This is a genomic window from Pseudomonas sp. P4_D7 (genome assembly GCF_056401755.1).
This window is the reverse complement of sequence record NZ_JBFUIR010000002.1, coordinates 350223-372132: the sequence shown is the minus strand read 5'-3', so window position 1 is coordinate 372132 and position 21910 is coordinate 350223. Positions and strand designations below refer to the sequence as shown.

Genomic DNA, 21910 nt, shown 5'->3' with positions numbered 1-21910 from the left:
TTGCTGTGTCGCTGCAGATTGCAGGCAGCAGACCGTTGCCTCAAATGAGCAAAAATCAGTCGGGATGAATTGATTTCATCCATGGAGTTTTCCAATGTTTGCCTCGTTACCGCTGACCGCCCTGCGCGCCTTTGAATCGGCATCACGATTGCTGAGCTTCAAGGCTGCCGCCGAAGAGCTTTCGGTCACGCCGACCGCGATTTCTCATCAGATCCGTTCGCTGGAAGACTGGCTCGGTGTCGCGTTGTTTGAACGTCTGCCACGCCAGGTGCGCCTGACCGAGGGCGGCGAACGCCTGTTTCGCAGCCTGCACGGCGCATTGCTGGAGGTGGCGCAAAGCGTCGACACCCTGCGCCCGCAACGCAACGCCAGCACGCTGACGCTATCGACCACCGCCGCATTCGCGGCGCTGTGGCTGGTGCCGCGTCTCGGGCGCTTTTACGCGCAGCATCCGAACATCAACGTGCGCCTCGATACGCACTGCGAAGTCATCGATCTGCATCAGGACGCCAGTGTCGATCTGGTCCTGCGCTACAGCCTCGACGATTACCCGAACCTGTATGGCCTGTGCCTGTTCGATGAGTCGTTCGGCGTTTACGGCTCGCCCGAGCAAGTGGCGCTGGCCGCGCGGCGCACGCCAACGTTGATCAGCGTGCGCTGGCACAATTCCAAGCTGTATGCCCATGGCTGGGAAGCGTGGTGCGCCAAGGCAGGCGAAAACTGGTTACACGCGCAACCGGCCATCCGCGAATACGATGAAGAGCATTACGCCCTGCAAGCGGCGATCGCCGGGCAAGGGCTGGTGCTGGCGAGCAATATTCTGGTGTCGGAGAGTGTCGCCAGCGGTTTGCTGGTGCCGTTCATGGGCCAGGTTCAGGTCGATGGCGCCGGGTACAGCGCGTTGTGCGTGCCGGGGCGCGAGCGGCATCCGCCGGTGCGGGCTTTTTTTGCCTGGCTGCGCGAGGAGGCAGTTTTGTCCGGGCTGGCGCCAAGATCGCAGCTTTCGGCAGCTCCTACAGGGGTTGCGTAAACCGATAAAACTTTTTGCAACGCTCACGACTCACAGCTTAGGTAGCGACCGCGTCCGCAGAACGTGGCGACAATCGGATTAGCCTCCAGGAGATCGAAATGAGCGACGACCTGCATCTGTCAGATGTTCAAACCTTGCGCGAACGTGCGCGCCAACACGTCGAGAACGGCGCCGTCACCGAGGGCTACAGCGCCGACCGTGAAGAGGTGCTGCGCTTGCTCAATGAATCGCTGGCCACTGAACTGGTCTGCGTGCTGCGCTACAAGCGCCACTACTTCATGGCCAATGGCGTGAAAGCCCATGTGGCCGCCGAAGAGTTTCTCGAACACGCCACCCAGGAAGCCCAGCACGCTGACCGTCTGGCCGAGCGCATTGTGCAATTGGGTGGCGAGCCCGAGTTCAACCCCGACATGCTGTCGAAGATGTCCCACGCGCAATACGTGGCCGGCAACACCCTCAAAGAGATGGTCTACGAAGACCTCGTTGCCGAGCGGATCGCCATCGACAGCTATCGCGAAATCATCCAGTACATCGGCGAGAAAGACCCGACTACGCGACGTATCTTCGAAGATATCCTGGCGCAGGAAGAAGAGCATGCCGATGACATGGCTGACATCCTGAACGACCTCTAACCCTTCAAAACCGCCTTCGCGAGCAGGCTCGCTCCCACATTGGAATGCATTTTCAAATGGGGGAGCGAGCCAGCTCGCGAAGGGGCCATTTTGGGCACCGACTATTTAGTGGGTTTGACGGTAACGGGCGCCTTGCCCGCCTTCATCTGCTCCAGCAACGGCGCACACTGATTCGGCTCACCGCCACTCGGTGCCACCAGCGCCAACAGCCCCGCCGCCGGCGCGGCGATCACACCCAGCGCAACCATCCCCGCCCCGCGCAACATCAGCGGCACGGCCTTCACGCCGGCATCCGGCTTGATGAATTTGCCGCGTACATACAGCGGCGAACGCAGGGAAATCAACCGCCAGCCCTTGGACTCCGGGGTCACCGTCAGGTCGAGTTGCTCGGTGGCCATGTTCGCCGTGCCGTCGATATAGATGATCGCGTTCTCGGTATCGAAAACAAACAGCTGCGTGGTCGCCAGACCGGTCTTGATGTCGAAGTCCGCCGCCGCGCAGTTGATCTTCACTTCCTTGTCGCCAAAGATCTTGCCGACCACATAGTTGCCGACGTTGAGCCCGGCCAGTTCCATCAGTTCGCGGCTGATCGCGCCGTCGTTGATCAACATCTTCAACTTGCCGTTGGCGCCGCCCAGCAGTTTGGCCACCGAGTTGCCGCGACCAGTGATATCGGCGTCGCCGTTGAGTTCACCGAAACTGGTCTTCATCGGCTCGAACGTCGGGAACAGCTCCTTGAGCTTGAACTTGCGCGCGGTCAATTTCGCGCGGCCCTCAAGCGGTTCGGTACGACCGTTGAGGCGGATCTGTGCATCAAGATTGCCGCCCGCCACGCCAAAGCGCAGTGGCTCCAGGCTGAGCTCGCCATCGTTAAGTTTCAGGTGGGTATAGAGGTCGTTGAATGGCAGTTTCTCGCTGTGGACGATGCGCTTGCCGGTGAACTCGACATCGGCATCCATCGCGCGCCAGCGATCAGTCTTGAACTCTTCCACCGGCAGCACTTTATCGGCCGGCTGTTTGCTTTCGCCGCCGCGCGCCTTCTGCTTGTCATTGGAGTCAGCGCCGATCAGCGGTGCGAGGTCAGCGAACAACAGTTGATTGGAAAGCAACGCGCCGCTGAGTTTCGGCCGTGGCTGGCTGGCGACGTAGGTAAGGTCGCCATGGATGTCGCTGCTGCCGATCTTGCCGTTGAACTGCTCGTAGGTAAATTTCGCCCCGGCCTCATCGTGCAGTTTGGCGATCAAGTGACCGTCAGTGGAATACGGAGGGGTGTCCGGCAGGGTCACGCCAGTCAGCGGATAAAGATTGCCGAGGCTGGCGCCGGCCAGTTTCAGGCGCAGATCGAGGGCGCCGAGGTTGAGCGGATCCGTCAGCGTGCCGGCCAGTTCGATGCGAGTGTCGCCGATCTTCGCCTGGGCCTGCAGCGGGAATGGCTTGCGCGCATCCTGCAAGGCGAGCAGCCCACCGATCTTGCCTTGGCCGGTGAGGTTCTGACCGTGGTATTGGCCTTTGACCTTCAAGGCAAATGCATAATCCTGCGGCGCACCGCCCTTGTCCTGCGCAGTCTTGGCTGCTTTGTCACCGACGATATCGCTGTAGGGGATGGGTTTGCCCAGCGGATCGATCAGCACATCCAGATTGGTTTTGAGCGTTTGATCGTCGAGGGTGACATGGCCCTTGTCAAAACCGATGGCGCCGATGTCGACCACCCAGCTCGAGGGTTCAGCGTTCGGATCTTTCGGGTCGAACTTGAATGTCCAGTTGGCGCGGCCATCGGCCAGACGCTGCAACTCGGCATTGGGTTCGGTCAGGTCGATGCGCGGAATCACCACGCGTTGCGCCAGCAATGCCAGCGGCGAGATACGCAGCTCAACGCGTTTGAGCGTGACCATCTGCTGCTTTTTCGACCAGTCCGGGTTGCCCAGGCTCAAATCCTCAGCGACCACGTGCGGCCACGGCACCCAGGCGCGCCAGCCACCCTCGTCCGGCTCGCGCTGCCAGATCACCGCGAGGTTGCCATTGATGGCAAACGGTCGGTGCAGTTCTTCCGAGACTTTGGCGTTGAGCGGCGGTTTGATCCGGTTCCAGTCGAAGAACACGATGATCAACACCAGCACGGCCAGTAGCAGCACGAGGATGGCGAAGGTCCAGCTGAAGATTTTTCCAGTGCGCGTCATGCACAAAGCTCCTGATCACGACCGCACGCAAAGACTGCGGCGTACGGCTGAAACGGCGGGCCAAAGCGGCCCTCATGAAATCTACGACTGGCAAACCAGCCGCAGGTTTAATCGAAAGGCCGATTACCGCGCAAAAAGTTGCGCGAAATCTGACCAGTCAGTCGAACAGTGTTACCGCGACCCGCACTTTTGCGAGGCGCGAGTGAGTCGGAAATACCCACCCCGGTGCAAAACCGTCGCCCGGAAAGCCGCGATCTAGAGCCTCCCGGCAGAACAATCAATTCTGTTGATTATTACCATTGCGTTTATGAACTTTTATATCGACTTATCGAGAGTAGCATTGCCCTCGTACCCACTTTATCGCCCTCCCAAGGAGCAACCCATCATGAAACGCCAATTACTGCTCAGCCTTACCCTGTCGATGCTAGCCAGCACTGCTTTCGCCCTGCCCGCTGCCGACCAGGCTACCCCGCAAGTGAAATCCAGCCACTCGGTATTCAGCCAGACCGTAGCAGCTGATGGTTCGGACCGTACCCCACAAGGCCAGACCCTGGCTGAAGGCGGCCGTGATCGCCTGGAAGAGAAAGGCCTGGTTCAGGACGGCTACGACAAGACCCCACAAGGTCAGACCCTGGCTTCCGACGGCAGCGACCGCACCCCACAAGGCCAGACTCTGGCTTCCGACGGTAGCGACCGCACTCCACAAGGCCAGACTCTGGCTTCCGATGGTAGCGACCGTACTCCACAAGGCCAGACCCTGGCTTCCGATGGCGGCGACCGCACTCCACAAGGTCAAACCCTTGCCGAAGGTGGTGGTGACCGTGTGATCGAACGCAACAGTGCCTTGAGCTAAGCCCATGGCGGCCGCGAAAAAAAGCCCAATCACCGGATTGGGCTTTTGACTTTTCTGGCCGGTGAAATCTTCTGCTCCATGTCCTCTCGTTCGACGCCGACAAAGCCGATTTGCTAGAGTGCGGCGCTTGTCCTGCCAAAGAACACACCCTGCGATGCTGCCCCGCGCCGAACAGAAACAACAGACCCGCAACGCCTTGATGGACGCTGCCCGCCACCTCATGGAAAGCGGCCGAGGATTCGGCAGCCTGAGCCTGCGCGAAGTGACCAAAACCGCCGGGATTGTGCCCACCGGTTTCTACCGGCATTTTGCCGATATGGATGAGCTCGGCCTGGTGCTGGTCAGTGAAGTCGGCCAGACCTTCCGTGAAACCATCCGCTTGGTGCGCCACAACGAATTCGTCATGGGCGGCATCATCGATGCCTCGGTGCGGATCTTCCTCGACGTGGTCAGCGCCAATCGCTCGCAATTCCTGTTTCTCGCCCGTGAGCAGTACGGTGGCTCGCTGCCGGTGCGTCAGGCAATCGGCCGGTTGCGCGAGAACATCAGCTCCGACCTGGCGGCCGACCTGACGATGATGCCCAAGCTTCAGCACCTGGATGCCGCCGGTTTGAGCGTGATGGCTGACCTGATCGTCAAATCGGTCTTCGCTACCCTCCCCGACATCATCGATCCGCCGGCCGAAGCCTTGCCGGAACATCTGACGCCGCAGGCGAAGATCACCCAGCAACTGCGCTTTATCTTTATTGGGCTCAAGCACTGGCAGGGGCTGGGCAGTACCGAATAACCTTCCTTTATTTCAGCCCAGACCAAATCCCCTGTGGGAGCGAGCTTGCTCGCGAAGGCGTCGTGTCAGCCAACTTCTAAATCACTGACCCACCGCTTTCGCGAGCAAGCTCGCTCCCACATTTGGTTTGGCGCATCGGCCTCCATTTGGTGCATTAAAAAATCTTCACGCACCAAAACCGTCCATATTCCCGCAACATCTCGAAACATCCACTACGCTCCGACAGGGATTTCCTACATCCCGTCCGATTGGCAAGGCCCTTGCTCTAGCCAGAGTATTGTCCATAGCTGGAAGCTTTCCGATGCTGGTGATTCACCGCAGAATCGACCCTCAACCCGTCTGGGCCGCCGAGTTGCACCTGACCTTCGAAGCGCGGAGCAAAAGCCGTTTGCGCTGTTTCAGTGCCGAGGGCGAAGACGTCGGGTTGTTTTTGGAGCGCGGTCAGCCGCCGCTGTATGACGGCGAATGCCTACAAGCTGAAGACGGCCGCATCGTCCGCGTCTGCGCCCGCCCCGAGCAATTGCTGCACGTCACCTGCGCCAACGCCTTCGAACTGACCCGCGCTGCCTATCACTTGGGTAACCGCCACGTCGCCTTGCAGGTTGGCGATGGCTGGCTGCGCCTGCTCGACGATTACGTACTCAAGGCGATGCTCGAACAGCTTGGTGCGCAGGTAGAAGCGATCGAAGCGCCATTCCAGCCCGAGCACGGTGCCTATGGCGGCGGCCATCACCATTCACGCCACGGCGACGAAGACTTCAACTACGCGCCGAAACTCCATCAGTTCGGCGTACGCCTGTGAATCCGGCCTGGGCGCTGCTGCGCCTGGCCAGTCCGCAATTGCCGATTGGCGGCTACAGCTATTCGCAAGGCCTGGAAATGGCGGTGGATAACGGCCGCGTGAACAACCCGGACAGTGCCCGGCGCTGGATCAGCGATCAGTTACTGCTCAACCTCGCCCGCTTCGAAGCGCCGCTGCTGCTCGCGCATTGCCAGGCAGCGGCGGATGGCCGATGGGCCGAGCTGCTGAGCCTCTGCGAAAGCCATCGCGCCAGCCGCGAGACGCGCGAGTTGCATCTGGAAAGTCGGCAGATGGGTTATTCGTTGCAACAACTGCTCAATGGTTTGCCGGAACTCGACGCAGCCGCCCGCGATTTTCTTGATCAATGCCCCGAACCGCATCTGGCCCTGTGCTGGGCGCTGGCCGCGCGCGCTTGGGGCATCAGCCCGCAAGACGCCCTCGCCGCGTGGTTATGGAGCTGGCTGGAAAACCAGCTCGCCGTCCTGATGAAAACCTTGCCGCTGGGCCAGCAAGCCGCCCAGCGCCTGACCAGCGAACTGCTGCCGTTGTTACAACAGGCGCAGCAGGACGCGAGCCGAATCAACCCCGACCACATGGGCAGCGCCGCGTTCGGCCTGTCCTTGGCGTGCATGGCCCACGAGCGCCAGTACAGCCGCCTCTTCCGCTCTTAGGAGAAACAACCATGAACACACAACCTCTGCGCGTCGGCATCGGCGGCCCGGTCGGTTCCGGTAAAACCGCGTTGACCCTGGCCCTGTGCCTGGCCCTGCGCGAGCGCTACAACCTCGCCGTGGTCACCAACGATATCTACACCCGCGAAGACGCCGATTTTCTCGTGCGCAACGAAGCCCTCGCGCCGGAACGGATCATCGGCGTGGAAACCGGTGGCTGTCCGCACACCGCGATCCGCGAAGACGCCTCGATCAACCTGGAAGCGGTCGATCAACTGAACCGCCGTTTTCCGGGGCTGGATCTGATTCTGGTGGAATCCGGCGGCGACAACCTATCGGCGACTTTCAGCCCGGAGCTGTCCGACCTGACCATCTACGTGATCGACGTCTCAGCGGGCGACAAATTGCCGCGCAAGGGCGGCCCGGGGATCTGCAAATCCGATCTGCTGGTGATCAACAAGATCGACCTCGCGCCGCTGGTGGGCGCCTCGCTGGAGATGATGGACAGCGACACCCAACGCATGCGCAACGGCAAGCCGTTCGTCTTCAGCAACCAGAAAACCGGTCAGGGCCTTGAGCAAATCATCGCCTTCATCGAACGTCAGGGCCTGCTGACCGCAGCCTGATTCACTGCTCAACAAGGAAGCTTATCCATGACACTCAAACGTATTCTTGGCGCTGCGGCGCTGCTGCTGACGCCAGCGCTGGCCTTCGCTCACCCGGGGCATGGCGACAGCGGCCTGGTCGCCGGTATCAGCCACCCGATTGGCGGCCTCGACCATTTGCTGGCGATGCTGGCTGTCGGTTTGTGGGCCGCGCAGCAGCAGGGCGCCGCGCGCTGGGCGCTGCCGTGCACGTTTGTCGGCACCATGCTGATCGGCGGCATGCTCGGTTTTGAAGGGCTGGAATTGCCAGCGCTGGAAAGCGGAATTGCCGCATCGGTGCTCGCGCTGGGTCTGGCAGTGGCCTTGGCGGTGCGGCCACCGTTGGTCATGGCAGTAGCGGCGACGGCACTGTTTGCGTTGTTCCATGGCGTGGCGCATGGTCTGGAACTGCCAGACATGAGCAGTCCTTGGCCGTATGCGGCAGGTTTCGTTGTGGCGACCGCCGCTTTGCATGCCGTCGGTTATGGCGTGGTTCGCGTGTTGCCGCAGGCAGCGGCGCCGCTGGTGCGGTTGGCGGGTGCGGCTTCGGCGGTGACTGGGGCTTGGTTGCTAGCAGGCTAGTTTTTATTGTCTGAACTGGCCTTTTCGCGAGCAAGCTCGCTCCCACATTGGATTGGTGGCGAACACAAAACCTGTGGGAGCGAGCTTGCTCGCGAAGGCGGCCGATCAGACGCCGCATCGCTGATGTCAGTCTCTCTGCTACCATGTCGCGCAATCGCCCCAGCCGTGACGACGTCCGCCCATGCCCCACGCTTCTCGCTCCACCTCCCTGCCCGAATTGACCGCCCTGTTCGGCGCTGTGCAACAGCACTTCGTCAACGTGATCGTGCCGCTCTGGCAAGGCCCGGGCTGGAACGCCGACATGGCGCTGCCCTATGAGGCGCTGGACGCCACGCATCAACCACTGCCGCCGCAGCGCTATCGGGCGATGGCCTGTGCGCGGCAGCTGTATCTGTTTTCCAGTCTGATCGGGGTTGTGGATAACGCTGAAGTGCGTGCGGCGGCGCTGTTCCGCTCCTTGCAACGGCACTTTCATGATGCGGAGCATGGCGGCTGGTTCTACAGCGTCGATGCCCAGGGCAAACCGCTGGATCAGCGCAAGGATCTCTACACCCACGCTTTTATCCTGTTTGCCTGCGCGCATTACTCGGCAAAATCCGGCGATCCGCTGGTCGAGTCGACGTTGAATGCGGCGCTGGAAATCATCGGCCGGCGTTTCGCTACCGGCGATGGCTTGTACGAAGCCTGCCTGGAACGGGACTGGATCACCCTGCAAACCGGTCCACTGCAAAACCCGCTGATGCACCTGGCCGAAGCGTTCCTCGCCACCCTTGCCGTGCGCGAAGATGCCCAAACGCAGACAGCGTTGCTGGCGTTATGCACAGCCATGCACAAGCAGTTCGTCGATCCGCAATATGGCGTGTTGATGGAGAAGCCGCTCGGGGCTGTGGATAACTGGTATGAGCCGGGGCATCAGTTCGAATGGTATTTCCTGCTCGAATCGTCGCCGTTATTACGTGGTTCGAAACTGCATGCGGCGCTGGATCGGGCATTTGCGTTCACCGAGCAATACGGTGTGGTGCAGTCATCCGGCGCGGTGCGGGCGATGCTCGATCTGGAAACGGACGGACGCCCGCGAGACTCGACTCAACGGATCTGGGCTCAGGCGGAATATCTGCGGGCGCTGACCTTGCGTCAGGGTAGTGAAGCGGTGGTGCTGCGCCAGTTGCAGGCATTGCAGCAGCGGTTTTTGCATGCTGATGGCTGGCATGAGTGCCGGGATGAGTTGGGCGAGGTGAGTCGCAAGGACATGCCTTCGACTACGCCGTATCACTTGGCGACTTGCTATAGCGGCCTGGCTGAATATCTTCGCTGACTTATAGATCGCTTTCGCGAGCAAGCTCGCTCCCACAGTTGATTTGTGCTGCTCACAAATAGTGTGTTCGGCGCAATTCCAATGTGGGAGCGAGCCTGCTCCGGGCGGCGATCCGACGATTAGCCGTTATGCGGTCTCTAGGCGATCCACTTCTTGTCCCCGGTAAAGCTGATGGTCAGCCAGCGCGCTGCATCCGGCTTGCCCAGCTTCGCCGAGATCTCTTCGCGCAACGCATCCAGCTGTCCGACATTGCTCAGCGCATAATCCGCCGACAACACCACATGAATCTCGATAAACCGCGCCCGCCCGTGCTTCTGCACGTACGACACGTAATCGTCGAAACCATGCTCGATCTTCGCCGCGTCCATCACCTGGCGCACCTGATCATCCAGCGTGTCCGGCGCGATCCCCAGCACATCGCGTAAGGCCGGGCCAAGAATCTTGAACGCCGGCGGCAACATGGTCAGGGCCAGCACGATCAGGATCAGCGGGTCGACATACACCGCCCACTGCCCATAGCCCTGCGACTTGAGCAGCAGCGCCGCAAGGAAGCTCACCAACAGGCCCACGGACAGCATCGCGTCCACCAGCCAACTGATGTTGTCGAACTGGATCAGGCTGGATTTGAGCTTGCGATTGCGCTGCCGTACGTAGAAGAAGTAGGCGAATTCGACCACGGTAAACACCGCGGCATAAATGATCACCAGCCCCAACTCGATGTCGCGGCCACCGTTGATGATGCCGAACACGCCGTTGAGAAACGCATAGATCGCGATCAACATCAGGAAACTGCCTTCGATCAGCAGCACCATCGGCTCCAGATGCCAGAACCCGAACTGGAAACGGTGGTTGCTTTGCTTGGCGATCAGCTTGGCAGTGATCAGCATCAGGACTTTGATGAAGGTTGCGATCAGCGAGAAAAAACCATCGAACAGGATGGATTGCGAACCTGAAACAAAACCGGTGACGATCCCGGCAATCGCCACCGCCAACATCAGAATGGTCGATTGTTTGAGCAGTGCCTGCTCACCTCGGTTACTCACTTTGACTCCTCGAAAAACCCTGAAAACCGCGGGGTGCGGTTGGGTTGTTGCGAAGGGAGTTTACCTTATCGGGATTTATTGCCTGTGACGGCCCCTTCGCGAGCAAGCTCGCTCCCACATGAGACCGCGATCAAATGTGGGAGCGAGCTTGCTCGCGAAGGGCTTCAACGCGGTCTTAGGCCTTATTCCGCTCGATGGCAAAACCCGCCCAGGTCTGGCTCACCGGCATCAATTCCAGACTGTTGATGTTGATGTGCGCCGGCGCGTTCATCACCCAGAAAATCGTCTCGGCAATGTCCTGCGGCTGGATCGGCTCGGCACCAGCGTAGGTCGCGTTGTAGCGTTCCTGATCGCCGGCAAAACGCACCAGCGAAAACTCGCTCTCGCACAGCCCCGGCTCAATGTTGCTGACGCGCACGCCGGTGCCCTGCAAGTCGCAGCGCAGGTTCAGCGAGAACTGTTTAACGAACGCCTTGGTCGCGCCGTACACATGACTGCCCGGATACGGATAGTTGCCAGCGATGGAACCAAGGTTGACGATGCCAGCGCCACGACCATGGGCGATCAGGCGCGGCAGCAGCAGGCGGGTTGCGTACATCAGGCCTTTGACGTTGGTGTCGACCATGGTGTCCCAATCGTCCAGATCGCACTTCGGCGCCGGGTCCACGCCCAATGCCAGACCGGCGTTGTTAATCAGGCCACGCAGCTTGGCGAACGACGGCGGCAGGTTGGCAATCGCCGCTTCCATCGCCTTGCGATCGCGCACATCAAGCACCAGACCGTGCACTTCGGTCTGTTTCGACAATTCGGCGCACAACGCATTGAGGCGTTCTTCACGACGGCCGGTCAGCACCAGTTTCCAGCCAGCCTCGGCAAAACGGCGGGCGCAGGCTTCACCAAATCCGGACGTCGCGCCGGTGATAAACAGGGTGTTGGACATCGTGTTCTCCTTGCTTCGGCCGCCGGGGCAGCCCTTGGAATAGAAAATCAGCAGGCAGCATGCCCGCCCGCGCATTCACGGGCAACACCCACAAGCTGTACAAAAAACAACCAGACATGCCAACGCCATAGCGACCGTGGCCTGTAGCCATGTGCACGCATGTTATCCACAGTCCCTTCCACAGTTTCCGGGGGCAACTGGAAACGCGCAAAGCCGCGCCACACAAGGCTTTGCGGGCGAAATAGAAAGTTTTTTGCTTGACCCTGAAGCGGCAGATGTGCGGGAGATGGCATTTTGCACGACCGAGCAGTCAGCGCAGTGATTGCGCGAGGCCAGTAATTACGGCCCTCAGCGCAGTCTTTCCAGAGTTTAATCACAGACTTATCCACAGGCTTGTTCACCCGGAATCGCTGCTATCCGCGACACTATAAAAAGGTTGACAACAAAGACTTCAAGCCCCGCAAAAACGCCTGATCAAAAAACAACCACACACTTGCAGGCCACGGTTTACATGGCGCGCAGCCAGATACACCCACGTTATTCACAGCCAGCTCCACAGCAAACGGGGACAAGTCAAAACTGTGGAAAAACAGCCATTTGCAGCGTCTATATGTCGCGCTTTGGCAGCTTGGGGAATTTGTTTTCCACAATTCTGGATTCTGGCGCAGATCAACTGTAGGAGTGAGCCTGCTCGCGATAGCGGTGTATCAGCCACCGGTGATGGCGAATGGGAAACCGCGATCGCGAGCAGGCTTACTCCTACAGGGGGTTGCGGTGGATTTGCGGAATGAAAAAACCCCGGGACTTTCGTCGCCGGGGTTGTGCATAACGTCGAAGAATCAGTGCCCGCCCAGATAGGCGTTACGCACCTCCTCATTCACCAGCAACTCTTTACCCGTGCCCGTCAGACGAATCTCGCCGTTAACCATCACATACGCGCGGTCCGACAGCTTCAGCGCATGGTTAGCGTTCTGCTCGACGAGGAAAATGGTCATGCCGGTTTTCGCCAATTCCCGCAGGGTCGCGAAAATCTGCTTCACCACAATCGGCGCCAGGCCCAGGCTAGGCTCATCGAGCAGCAACAACTTTGGTCGGCTCATCAAGGCGCGGGCAATGGCGAGCATTTGCTGTTCACCGCCAGACATGGTCATCGCCCGCTGGTTACGTCGCTCTTCAAGCCGTGGGAACAGCGTAAACATGCGCTGCATGTCCTCTTTGGCGTACTTGTCGCCAATCGGGATGGTGCCCATCAGCAGGTTTTCCTCGACGGTCATGTCGGGGAACACTCGCCGCCCTTCCGGCGACTGCGCAATGCCGTTGGAAGCGATGTAGTGCGAGGACTTGTGGGTGATGTCGACGCCTTGATAAAGAATCTGTCCGCCTGCCGCCCGTGGCTGGCCGAAGATCGACATCAGCAACGTCGATTTGCCGGCACCGTTGGAGCCGATCAGGCTGACGGTTTCCCCTTCGTTGATCTGCAGCGAAACACCTTTGAGGGCCTGGATCGGACCATAGAAGACGTCGAGGTCTTTGAGTTCGAGGATCGGTTGCGTCATACCAGCTCCTCTTCGTCGGCGCCCAGATAGGCTGCGATCACTTTCGGATCGTTGCGGATCGCTTCAGGCCCGCCTTCGGCGATGACGATGCCGTGGTCCAGCACCACGATGTGGTCGGAAATGCTCATAACCATGCCCATGTCGTGTTCGATCAGCACCACGGTCAGATCGTGCTCGTCGCGCAGCAGCCGGATCATCGCGCTGAGCGCTTCGGTTTCCTGAGGGTTGAGGCCGGCGGCCGGTTCGTCGAGGCAGATGATCTGTGGCCGCGTGCACATGGCCCGGGCAATTTCCAGACGACGCTGTTGGCCGTAGGAAAGCTCACCGGCGAGCCGGTTGGCGCAGTCCACCAGATCGACCACCTCCAGCCAGTAGAACGCGCAATCCAGCGCATCACTTTCGGCCTTGCGGTAGCCCTTGGTGTTGAGGATGCCGGCAAGCATGTTGCGGTTGACCCACATGTGCTGGGCCACCAACAGGTTTTCCAGCACCGACATTTCCTTGAACAGGCGAATGTTCTGGAACGTCCGCGCCAGGCCTGCCCGGTTCACCAAGTGCGTACCGCCGAACATTTTGTAGTACATGCGGCTGAGGAAAGATTTCGGCGAAACAAAGTCGGTCGGTTTGAACGACTCGCCGAGCAACTGGATGACGTTGGTCTGCTGGCCGCGCACATTGAGTTCGATCTTGCCGCCCGAGGCCTTGTAGAACCCGGTCAGGCAGTTGAACACCGTGGTCTTGCCTGCACCGTTGGGGCCGATCAGGGCGAAGATCGAGTTGCGTTTGACCTTCAGGCTGACATCGCTCAAAGCCTTGATGCCACCGAAATGCATCATCAGTTTTTCAACAGAGAGTACGACTTCACTCATGGCGCAGTCCTCTCATAGTGAATGGCACCTTTGCGTGGAGTGACCCCGGTCCGGCTGATGCGAATCAGCCCGCGTGGTCGCCAGATCATCATCAACACCATCAGGATGCCGAACAGCAGCACGCGATATTCGGCGAAGCCGCGCAGCAATTCCGGAGCGACGGTGAGTACGAATGCCGCAATCACCACGCCGATGGTCGAGCCCATACCGCCGAGCACGACGATGGCGAGGATCAACGCCGATTCAAAGAAGGTGAACGAGGTCGGGTTGACGAAGCCTTGGTAGGTGGCGAAGAACACCCCGGCAAGACCGGCGGTCGATGCACCGATGGTGAACGCCGAGAGCTTGACCAGCACGTGATTGAGGCCCATCGAGCGGCAGGCGATTTCATCTTCACGCAAGGCTTCCCAGGCGCGGCCGACCGGCATTTTCACCAGACGATGCTTGATGTACAGCACGGCCAACACCACGAGAAACAACACTGCGTAGATGAAGTAGTACTTCACATCCGGGTTGTAGGCGATGCCGAAGAACTCATGAAACGGCACCCCGCCATCCTTCGCCCGCTTGYCGAACTCCAGACCGAAGAACGTCGGCAATGGCGCCGGCATGCCGTTCGGGCCGCCAGTCAGCGACAACCAGTTGTTGAGGATCAGACGAATGATTTCACCGAAGCCCAGGGTCACGATCGCCAGGTAGTCGCCATGCAGACGCAGCACCGGGAAACCGAGGATGCAACCGGCCAGCCCGGCAGTGATCGCCGCCAGCGGCAACACCGTCCAGAACCCCAGCCCCAGGTATTGATAACCCAAGGCCAGACCGTAGGCACCGATGGCGTAGAACGCCACGTAACCCAGATCGAGCAGACCGGCCAGACCGACCACGATGTTCAACCCCAGCCCCAGCAGCACGTAAATCAGCCCGAGGATGACCACGCCGAGCAGATAGGAGTTGGAGACAAACGGCACGATGACCGCCAGCACAATCAGCAACGGAATGATCCAGCGCAGCGAGGATTTGTGATCGGCAGGCAGCACGTGCACACCAGAGCCGGTGCTCTCGAATCCGTCGAGAATTTTCAGGCCCTTGGGCGTTTGCAGGAACAGGCTGAGGGCAAAGCGGCCAAGCATGACAATGCCGATGATCCAGGCCACGCGGGTCGGTTCGAGGTTAAAGCTGTAACCCTCGAGCACGACGCCGACAATCGGGCCGAAAACGATCAGGGCAATCAGGCCGGCAAGAATCGCCTCAACCAGGCTTTTTTTGATATCGATGGATTTTTGAGTGGTTGAAGACATCGCTTACACCTTCGACACAAGAGGACGGCCCAACAGGCCCTGCGGCCGGAAGACCAGAACAAGTACGAGCAGCGAGAAGCTGAACACGTCTTTGTAGTCGGAGTTGACCAGGCCGGAGAACAGCGACTCGGAGATGCCGAGGATGATCCCGCCGAGCATTGCCCCGGGCAATGAACCGATCCCGCCGAGTACCGCTGCGGTAAACGCCTTGATGCCGATAATGAAGCCGGCATAGAAGTCGAAGGTGCCGTAGTTCATGGTGATCAGCACGCCGGCCAGCGCCGCCATGGCTGCACCGATGATGAACACATAGGAAATGACCCGATCGGTATTGATGCCGAGGATCGAAGCCATCTTGCGGTCTTGCTGGGTCGCACGACACATGCGTCCGAGCTTGGTGTACTTGATGACGTAGGTCAGCAGGCCCATGCCGACGAATGCGGCCACCAGAATGAAGACTTTGGTGTAGGTCAGTTGCACGAAGCCGGTACCGACTTCAACACGCCACGCCCCGGTCAGCAGGGTAGGTACGCCCTGTTGTTTGGCGCCCTGGGCGATCTGTGCGTAGTTTTGCAGGATCAGCGAGATACCGATGGCGCTGATCAACGGTGYCAGTCGGGTGGAGTTGCGCAGGGGTTTGTAAGCGACACGCTCGATGACCCAGCCATACACCGCCGTGATCACGATGGTGAAAATCAGGGTGCCGAGCATCAGCAGCGGGAAGGATTCAATACCGAAGTAAGCCAGCAGAGCCAGACTGATTGCCGCCAGGTAAGCAGAAATCATGTAAACCTCGCCGTGGGCGAAGTTGATCATGCCGATGATGCCGTAGACCATTGTGTAGCCGATGGCGATCAGGCCATAGACCGACCCGAGGGTCAGGCCGTTGACCAGTTGCTGCAGGAAAATACCATCCATAACGCAATCTCACGCAGTGAGAACCTGCACACCAGTGATGTGCGGTTCTTCTAGGAAAAATACAGATTTACGTCGGAGCAATGTCAGCCACGATCAACCCATCCCACACCGTCCCTGTGGGAGTGAGCCTGCTCGCGAAAGCGGTCGATCATTCAACACATGTGTTGGCAGTCATTCCGTCTTCGCGAGCAGGCTCGCTCCCACATTGGATTGGTGGGATCAGCTGATCGCGTCAGCCCTTACTTCTGTTTTTCCAGCTGGTGATATTTGCCGTCCTTGTCCCACTGGTAAACCACGTAGTCGGAGACTTTCAGGTCGCCCTTAGAGTCCCAGGTTTTTTCACCCATGACGGTTTTAACCGGGTTTTTCTTCAGCCAGGCCGCAGCCTCTTCGCCCTTGTTGGACTTCGCGCCGTTGAACGCGGCAGCCAGGGTTTGCACCGAAGCGTAGGCGTACAAGGTGTAGCCTTCAGGCTCGGTACCGGCCTTGCGGAAAGCATCTACCACGGTCTTGCTGTCTGGCAGCAGGCGTGGGTCGGCGCCGAAGGTCATCAGCACGCCGTCGACGAATTGCGGGCCACCGGCGGTGGTCACCAGTTCGTCAGTCACGATGCCGTCATCGGACATGAACTTGACGTCTTTCAGGCCTTGTTCACGCAGTTGGCGAACCAGCGGGCCGGCTTCCGGGTGCAGACCGCCGAAGTAGACGACGTCGGCGCCAGCGCCACGGATCTTGGTAACGATGGTGCTGAAGTCTTTTTCGCCACGGGTCAGGCCTTCGTACAACACAGGCGTCACGCCGCGCTTGACCAGTTGGGCTTTGGTGGCATCCGCCAGGCCTTGGCCGTAGGTGTCTTTGTCGTGCAGAACGACGACTTTCTTGCCCTTGAGCACGTCGACGATGTAGTCGCCGGCCACAATGCCTTGCTGGTCGTCACGCCCGCACATACGGAACATGGCGCTGAGGCCACGCTCGGTGACTTGTGGGTTGGTCGAACCCGGGGTGATCGCGATGATCCCGGCTTCGTCGTAGATTTCCGACGCTGGAATGGTCGAAGAGGAGCAGAAATGACCGACCACGCCGGCGACTTTCTGGTTGGTGAGGTCCTTGGCGACCGTCACGGCCTGCTTCGGTTCGCAGGCGTCATCGCCTTTGACCAGTACGATTTTTTCCCCGTTGACGCCGCCTGCCGCGTTGACCGCGTCCGCCGCTGCCTGTGCACCCTTCATGTACTGCTCGCCAAATGCCGCGTTGGCGCCCGTCATTGGACCCGCTACACCGATTTTCACATCAGCTTGAGCAAACGCAGAAACACCCAACGCAGTAGCCACTGCGAGGGCCAGAAAGCCTTTCTTGTAAAACGTCTGGGACATGAGGTGGTGCTCCAAGGTTTTTTTTAGTTGGCACTGCGACTTCACTTCACTGATTGCTCTGAGCAAGGGCCGTGCCATCGGTTTTTTATTCTTCAAAAAGTCGCTGCTTTCTTGTTATTTCGACTGTTTCGTTCCCATTTTCATTGGGCGTGCAACCGTCTAAACCGCGGAAGGTGAAACCATTTATTTTGTCAGGCGCAACCCGCACGCGCCATCATTGCAACCGCGGCGCCAAACGACGTGCAACCAGCCTGTAACAGCCCGCGTCACCGAACTGCACACTGCTGGTGCGGGACTGCTACAACCCGCACCATTACAGGCTAGTCGCTACGTGAAAAAGCGCCGCGTCCGGCAACATATTTCAACACTCAAATCACAATGCGCAGGCACTGGCCCGCGTGATACAGCGAGAACCCGGCCTCGTACAGGCAACTGCGCAAGCCCACACCGGTCAGGGGCTGCATCGGTGCGAAGGGAATCGGCAGGGCTTGAGGATTTCCGTCACACAGGTAATCAGCGAAAGCCTTGCCGACCACGGTGCCGGTGGTGACGCCACGGCCGTTGTAACCGGTGACGGCCACCAGCCCCGGCGCTGGCTCGAACAGGCGCATGAGGTGATCGGGCGTAAAAGCTATACGCCCGGTCCAGGTGCATTCCCACTCGACCGGTTTCAGATTGGGGAAATAGTGCTGCTGCACGCGATCGGCCCAGGCCTTGAGAAACCAGGTCGGTTTTTGATTGCCGTTGCCCAGGCTGCCGAGCAATAACCGCCCTTCTTTGTCACGGCGGATGCTGCTCAACACCTGACGCGTATCCCACGAGCCCTGCCCGCCCGGGAGAATTTCCTGCGCGGCGTCTTCGCTCAGCGGTACCGAGGCGACCTGGTAGTAATAACCGGGGAAGAAGTTGCGTTTGAGTTCGGTCCAGTCGCCTTCGGTGTAGGCGTTGGAAGCGATGACCACTTGCTCGGCCAATACCGAACCGTGTTCGGTCTGCACCGACCATTTCGCGCCCTGACGCTCAAGGCGAGAGACTGGGGAATGATCGAACATTTGCCCGCCGAGTCCGCTCACTGCGTTGGCCAACCCGGTGACATAAGCCATTGGGTTGAGCGTACCGGCGCGACGATCGAGCAACGCAGCAGCGATTTTTTGCGTGCCGGTGGCTTGCTCGCAGGCCTTGCCGGTCAGCAGTTCGACTGGCGCACCACGGCGCTTCCATTGCTGCTCGCGACTGCGCAGATCCGCCTCGCCCTTGGCGTTGTGCGCCATGTGCAGGGTGCCTTCGCGGCGCAACTGGCAATCGATGTTGTACTTATCCACAAGGCTGAACACCAGCGCCGGCGCCGCTCCGAGCATGCGGTTGAGCTGGCTGCCGACCGCTTCGCCAAACCCGGCCTCGATCTCGTCCGGCGGTATCCACAGGCCGGCGTTGACCAGCCCGACGTTGCGCCCGGAACCGCCATGACCGGCGCGATGCGCTTCCAGCACGCAGACGCTTTTGCCTTTTTCCAACAGATGCAGCGCCGCCGACAATCCGGTGAACCCGGCGCCGATCACGCAGACATCGACCTTTACTTCGCCCCGCAGCGCGGTGTTATCCGGCCTTTGCGGCGTGAGCTTTTCCCACAGACATTCTTCGCGTAACGGCATTGCCAGACTCCAACAGAAACCTGCCAAACACAGTGCTGATCCTGTGGGAGCGAGCTTGCTCCGGGCGGCGTTCCGACGAAAGGGGCGTATCAGCCAACATCAATGTCGACTGACCCACCGTATTCGCGAGCAGGCTCGCTCCCACAAGGAGGGATCTCCACCTGTCAGTCGAATGTGATGCCCTGCGCCAGCGGCAACTCCAGCGAGTAGTTCACGGTGTTGGTCTGCCGGCGCATATAGGCGCGCCACGCGTCCGAGCCGGACTCACGCCCGCCACCGGTCTCTTTCTCGCCACCAAACGCGCCGCCAATTTCGGCACCGCTCGGGCCGATGTTGACGTTGGCGATGCCGCAGTCGCTGCCGACTGCCGACATGAACTGCTCGGCCTCGCGCACATCGGTGGTGAAGATGCACGACGACAAACCTTGTGGCACGGCGTTGTTCAGGCGCAGCGCTTCCTGGAAATCGCTGTAACCGACCACGTAGAGAATCGGCGCGAAGGTTTCGCTGCAGACCACGTCGCTCTGCTCGGGCATTTCAACGATGGCCGGCGAAACGTAATAGGCGTTGGGGAATTGATCTTCGAGCTGACGCTTGCCGCCGAACACTCGACCGCCTTCGCTCAATGCCTGCTCCAAGGCGTCCTGCATGTTTTCGAAGCTGTGCTTGTCGATCAGCGGGCCAACCAGACTGCCTTCCAGCGGGTTGCCGATGCGCACTTTCGAGTAAGCAGCCTTGAGACGAGTGACGATTTCTTCTTTCACCGACTCGTGGGCAATCAATCGACGCAGGGTGGTGCAACGCTGCCCGGCAGTACCGACGGCGCTGAACAGAATCGCCCGTACCGCCATGTCCAGATCGGCGCTCGGGCCGAGGATCATCGCGTTGTTACCGCCCAGTTCCAGAATGCTGCGAGCGAAACGCGCGGCGACTTTCGGCGCCACTTCGCGGCCCATGCGCGTGCTACCGGTGGCGCTTATCAGTGCGACACGCGGATCATCGACCAGCGCTTCGCCGGCATCGCGACCGCCGATGATCACCTGGCACAGGTTCGCCGGCGCATCGCTGAAATTCTTCACCACGCGATCAAACAGCGCTTGGCAGGCCAACGCGGTCAACGGGGTTTTCTCTGACGGTTTCCACACCACCGGGTTGCCGCAAACCAGCGCCAGCGTGGTGTTCCATGCCCACACCGCAACCGGGAAGTTGAACGCGCTGATCACCCCGACCACGCCCAGCGGATGCCAGGTTTCACGCATATGGTGGCCCGGACGCTCGGAGGCAATGGTCAAACCGTACAGCTGGCGGGACAGGCCGACGGCAAAATCGCAGATGTCGATCATTTCCTGCACTTCACCCAAGCCTTCCTGAGTGATCTTGCCCGCCTCCCAGGAAACCAGTTCGCCGAGATCAGCCTTGTATTCGCGCAGTACTTCACCGAATTGACGCACCAGCTCGCCACGACGCGGAGCCGGCACCTTGCGCCACTGCTCGAACGCATGATCTGCGCGACTGATGTGCTGCTCGACTTCGGCCGGGCCTTCCCAGTTCACGGCGGCGATGCGGCTGCCGTCGATCGGCGAATGCACCGGCACTTTGCCGTTCTGATAAAGGGCCGGGTTCACACCAAGACGATCAAGCAATGCGGCAACCATGGGTCACTCCTCAAGCAAAAAACTGAATGTGTGCGGACGCTTTTTCGCGACCGGGCAGGCCTTTAGTTGTAGCGTCACAATGGCGAGGCAACAAACGACCTTTACGCGAGATATCATTCCGTTTATTCATGCTGCGCACAGAAAGACAAGAAAAGGATCGGCCATGCTCAACAAACGCCACTTGCCCTCGATCACCGCCCTGCAGTGTTTCGAGGCCGTGACCCGGCACCTCAGTTTCACGCGCGCCGCCGAGGAACTGAATCTGACCCAGAGTGCGGTGAGCAAACAGGTCGCGCAGCTTGAAGAGCTGTTGCAGCATTTATTGTTTCGCCGCGTGCGTCGACGTTTGCAGATGACCCCGGCAGGGGATTTGTACCTGGTTGAAGTACGAAAAATCCTCACACAAGTGGAGATGTCGACGCATTACCTGCGTTCCTACGGCGGCGAGACCGAAGTCCTGCGCGTCTCGACGCCCTCGACCTTCGGTGCGCGCTGGCTGGTGCCGCGCCTGAAAGGCTGGCGGCTGCGCCATCCGTCGATTCATCTGGACTTGTGCAACGAGCAGGAAGCGGATGATCTGCTGCAAGGGCGCAGCGATCTGGCGTTTTATTTCGGCCAGGGTTCACGGCCCGGCACTGAATGCCTGAAGTTGTTCGGCGAAGAGTTGGTGCCGGTGTGCGCGCCGGGCAGCCTGCCTGATAAGCCGTTTACTGATCCGACGCAACTCACCGATCTGGTCCTGCTGCAAAATGCCTCGCGCCCGCAGGCCTGGCACGACTGGTTCGACAGTCAGGGTTATCAGACCGAGCACAGCTATCACGGGCCGCGTTTCGAAACCTTTTATATGTGCATCCGTGCCGCGCAGGTTGGCTGCGGTGTGGCGTTGTTGCCGCGATTTCTGGTGGAAGAGGAATTGGCCGACGGCAAACTGGTCATTCCTTTTGAGCATGCCATGCCCAGCACCGATGCCTATTACCTGGCATACCCGGAGCATGCGGCGGAAGTGCCGAAGGTACGGGATTTCGTGAAGTGGATGCTGGAGCAGATCGACAATCCCTGACCGATCACCCTATACGAGCTGTCGAGTGTAACGAGGCTGCGATCTTTTGATCT

20 protein-coding genes are annotated in these 21910 nt (G+C 59.8%); 10 read left to right on the top strand and 10 right to left on the bottom strand.

What is annotated here, in order from left to right:
- The first annotated feature begins 94 nt into the window (after window positions 1-94).
- Both AC1DVF_RS02965 and AC1DVF_RS02960 read left to right on the top strand, forming a co-directional pair.
- Window positions 95-1030 (top strand): LysR substrate-binding domain-containing protein, encoded by a 936-nt coding sequence (locus tag AC1DVF_RS02965; protein ID WP_093430206.1) that lies wholly within the window; start codon window positions 95-97, stop codon window positions 1028-1030.
- Between the two features lie 98 nt (window positions 1031-1128).
- On the top strand, window positions 1129-1662 hold the full coding sequence (locus tag AC1DVF_RS02960) for a ferritin-like domain-containing protein (RefSeq protein ID WP_093430205.1): 534 nt from the start codon (window positions 1129-1131) through the stop codon (window positions 1660-1662).
- Window positions 1663-1763: 101 nt separating this feature from the next.
- Here AC1DVF_RS02960 and AC1DVF_RS02955 read toward each other — a convergent pair whose 3' ends face one another.
- Window positions 1764-3839, bottom strand: a complete 2076-nt coding sequence (locus AC1DVF_RS02955) for an AsmA family protein (RefSeq protein ID WP_093430204.1) — start codon at window positions 3837-3839, stop codon at window positions 1764-1766.
- 385 nt (window positions 3840-4224) lie between these two features.
- Here AC1DVF_RS02955 and AC1DVF_RS02950 point away from each other — a divergent pair, with 385 nt between their 5' ends.
- From AC1DVF_RS02950 to AC1DVF_RS02920, 7 genes are all read left to right on the top strand, one after another.
- Window positions 4225-4692 (top strand): hypothetical protein, encoded by a 468-nt coding sequence (locus tag AC1DVF_RS02950; RefSeq protein WP_093430203.1) that lies wholly within the window; start codon window positions 4225-4227, stop codon window positions 4690-4692.
- Window positions 4693-4846: 154 nt separating this feature from the next.
- Window positions 4847-5479: a TetR family transcriptional regulator gene (locus AC1DVF_RS02945; protein WP_007915913.1), complete on the top strand. Its 633-nt coding sequence runs from the start codon at window positions 4847-4849 to the stop codon at window positions 5477-5479.
- Between the two features lie 301 nt (window positions 5480-5780).
- Window positions 5781-6281 carry an urease accessory protein UreE gene (gene ureE, locus AC1DVF_RS02940; protein WP_008087160.1) on the top strand — a complete coding sequence of 167 codons (501 nt, stop codon included), beginning with the start codon at window positions 5781-5783 and terminating at the stop codon, window positions 6279-6281.
- Window positions 6278-6952: an urease accessory protein UreF gene (locus AC1DVF_RS02935; RefSeq protein ID WP_093430202.1), complete on the top strand. Its 675-nt coding sequence runs from the start codon at window positions 6278-6280 to the stop codon at window positions 6950-6952. Before ureE ends, AC1DVF_RS02935 begins: the two co-directional genes overlap by 4 nt.
- Window positions 6953-6963: 11 nt before the next feature.
- On the top strand, window positions 6964-7578 hold the full coding sequence (ureG, locus tag AC1DVF_RS02930; protein ID WP_077570691.1) for an urease accessory protein UreG: 615 nt from the start codon (window positions 6964-6966) through the stop codon (window positions 7576-7578).
- A gap of 27 nt (window positions 7579-7605) precedes the next feature.
- On the top strand, window positions 7606-8178 hold the full coding sequence (locus tag AC1DVF_RS02925) for a HupE/UreJ family protein (RefSeq protein WP_477781968.1): 573 nt from the start codon (window positions 7606-7608) through the stop codon (window positions 8176-8178).
- 181 nt (window positions 8179-8359) lie between these two features.
- Window positions 8360-9493: an AGE family epimerase/isomerase gene (locus AC1DVF_RS02920; protein ID WP_477781967.1), complete on the top strand. Its 1134-nt coding sequence runs from the start codon at window positions 8360-8362 to the stop codon at window positions 9491-9493.
- Window positions 9494-9630: 137 nt separating this feature from the next.
- On the opposite strand, the gene AC1DVF_RS02915 is transcribed toward AC1DVF_RS02920, so the two are convergent.
- The 9 genes from AC1DVF_RS02915 to amaB form a co-directional block, all read right to left on the bottom strand.
- Entirely contained in the window at window positions 9631-10536 is a 906-nt protein-coding gene (locus AC1DVF_RS02915; protein WP_460130675.1) for a cation diffusion facilitator family transporter, read from the bottom strand.
- Window positions 10537-10711: 175 nt separating this feature from the next.
- A complete protein-coding gene (locus AC1DVF_RS02910) occupies window positions 10712-11476 on the bottom strand; it encodes an SDR family oxidoreductase (protein WP_093430198.1) in 765 nt (254 codons plus the stop codon).
- Window positions 11477-12315: 839 nt separating this feature from the next.
- Window positions 12316-13032, bottom strand: coding sequence for an ABC transporter ATP-binding protein (locus AC1DVF_RS02905; protein WP_007915900.1), 717 nt, complete (start codon window positions 13030-13032; stop codon window positions 12316-12318).
- Window positions 13029-13901: an ABC transporter ATP-binding protein gene (locus AC1DVF_RS02900; protein WP_016985385.1), complete on the bottom strand. Its 873-nt coding sequence runs from the start codon at window positions 13899-13901 to the stop codon at window positions 13029-13031. Before AC1DVF_RS02900 ends, AC1DVF_RS02905 begins: the two co-directional genes overlap by 4 nt.
- Window positions 13898-15199, bottom strand: a complete 1302-nt coding sequence (livM, locus tag AC1DVF_RS02895; RefSeq protein WP_477781966.1) for a high-affinity branched-chain amino acid ABC transporter permease LivM — start codon at window positions 15197-15199, stop codon at window positions 13898-13900. The genes AC1DVF_RS02900 and livM overlap by 4 nt, the downstream gene beginning before the upstream one ends.
- Before the next feature lie 3 nt (window positions 15200-15202).
- Window positions 15203-16117 (bottom strand): ABC transporter permease subunit, encoded by a 915-nt coding sequence (locus AC1DVF_RS02890; RefSeq protein WP_477781965.1) that lies wholly within the window; start codon window positions 16115-16117, stop codon window positions 15203-15205.
- A 239-nt stretch (window positions 16118-16356) separates the two neighbouring features.
- On the bottom strand, window positions 16357-17490 hold the full coding sequence (locus AC1DVF_RS02885) for an ABC transporter substrate-binding protein (protein WP_007915892.1): 1134 nt from the start codon (window positions 17488-17490) through the stop codon (window positions 16357-16359).
- A gap of 368 nt (window positions 17491-17858) precedes the next feature.
- Window positions 17859-19142, bottom strand: coding sequence for an L-pipecolate oxidase (amaA, locus tag AC1DVF_RS02880; protein WP_460089684.1), 1284 nt, complete (start codon window positions 19140-19142; stop codon window positions 17859-17861).
- A gap of 164 nt (window positions 19143-19306) precedes the next feature.
- Window positions 19307-20797: an L-piperidine-6-carboxylate dehydrogenase gene (gene amaB / locus AC1DVF_RS02875; RefSeq protein WP_477781964.1), complete on the bottom strand. Its 1491-nt coding sequence runs from the start codon at window positions 20795-20797 to the stop codon at window positions 19307-19309.
- A gap of 163 nt (window positions 20798-20960) precedes the next feature.
- On the opposite strand from amaB, the gene AC1DVF_RS02870 reads away from it, so the two are divergent.
- On the top strand, window positions 20961-21857 hold the full coding sequence (locus AC1DVF_RS02870) for a LysR family transcriptional regulator (RefSeq protein ID WP_194935489.1): 897 nt from the start codon (window positions 20961-20963) through the stop codon (window positions 21855-21857).
- Window positions 21858-21910: the final 53 nt, after the last annotated feature.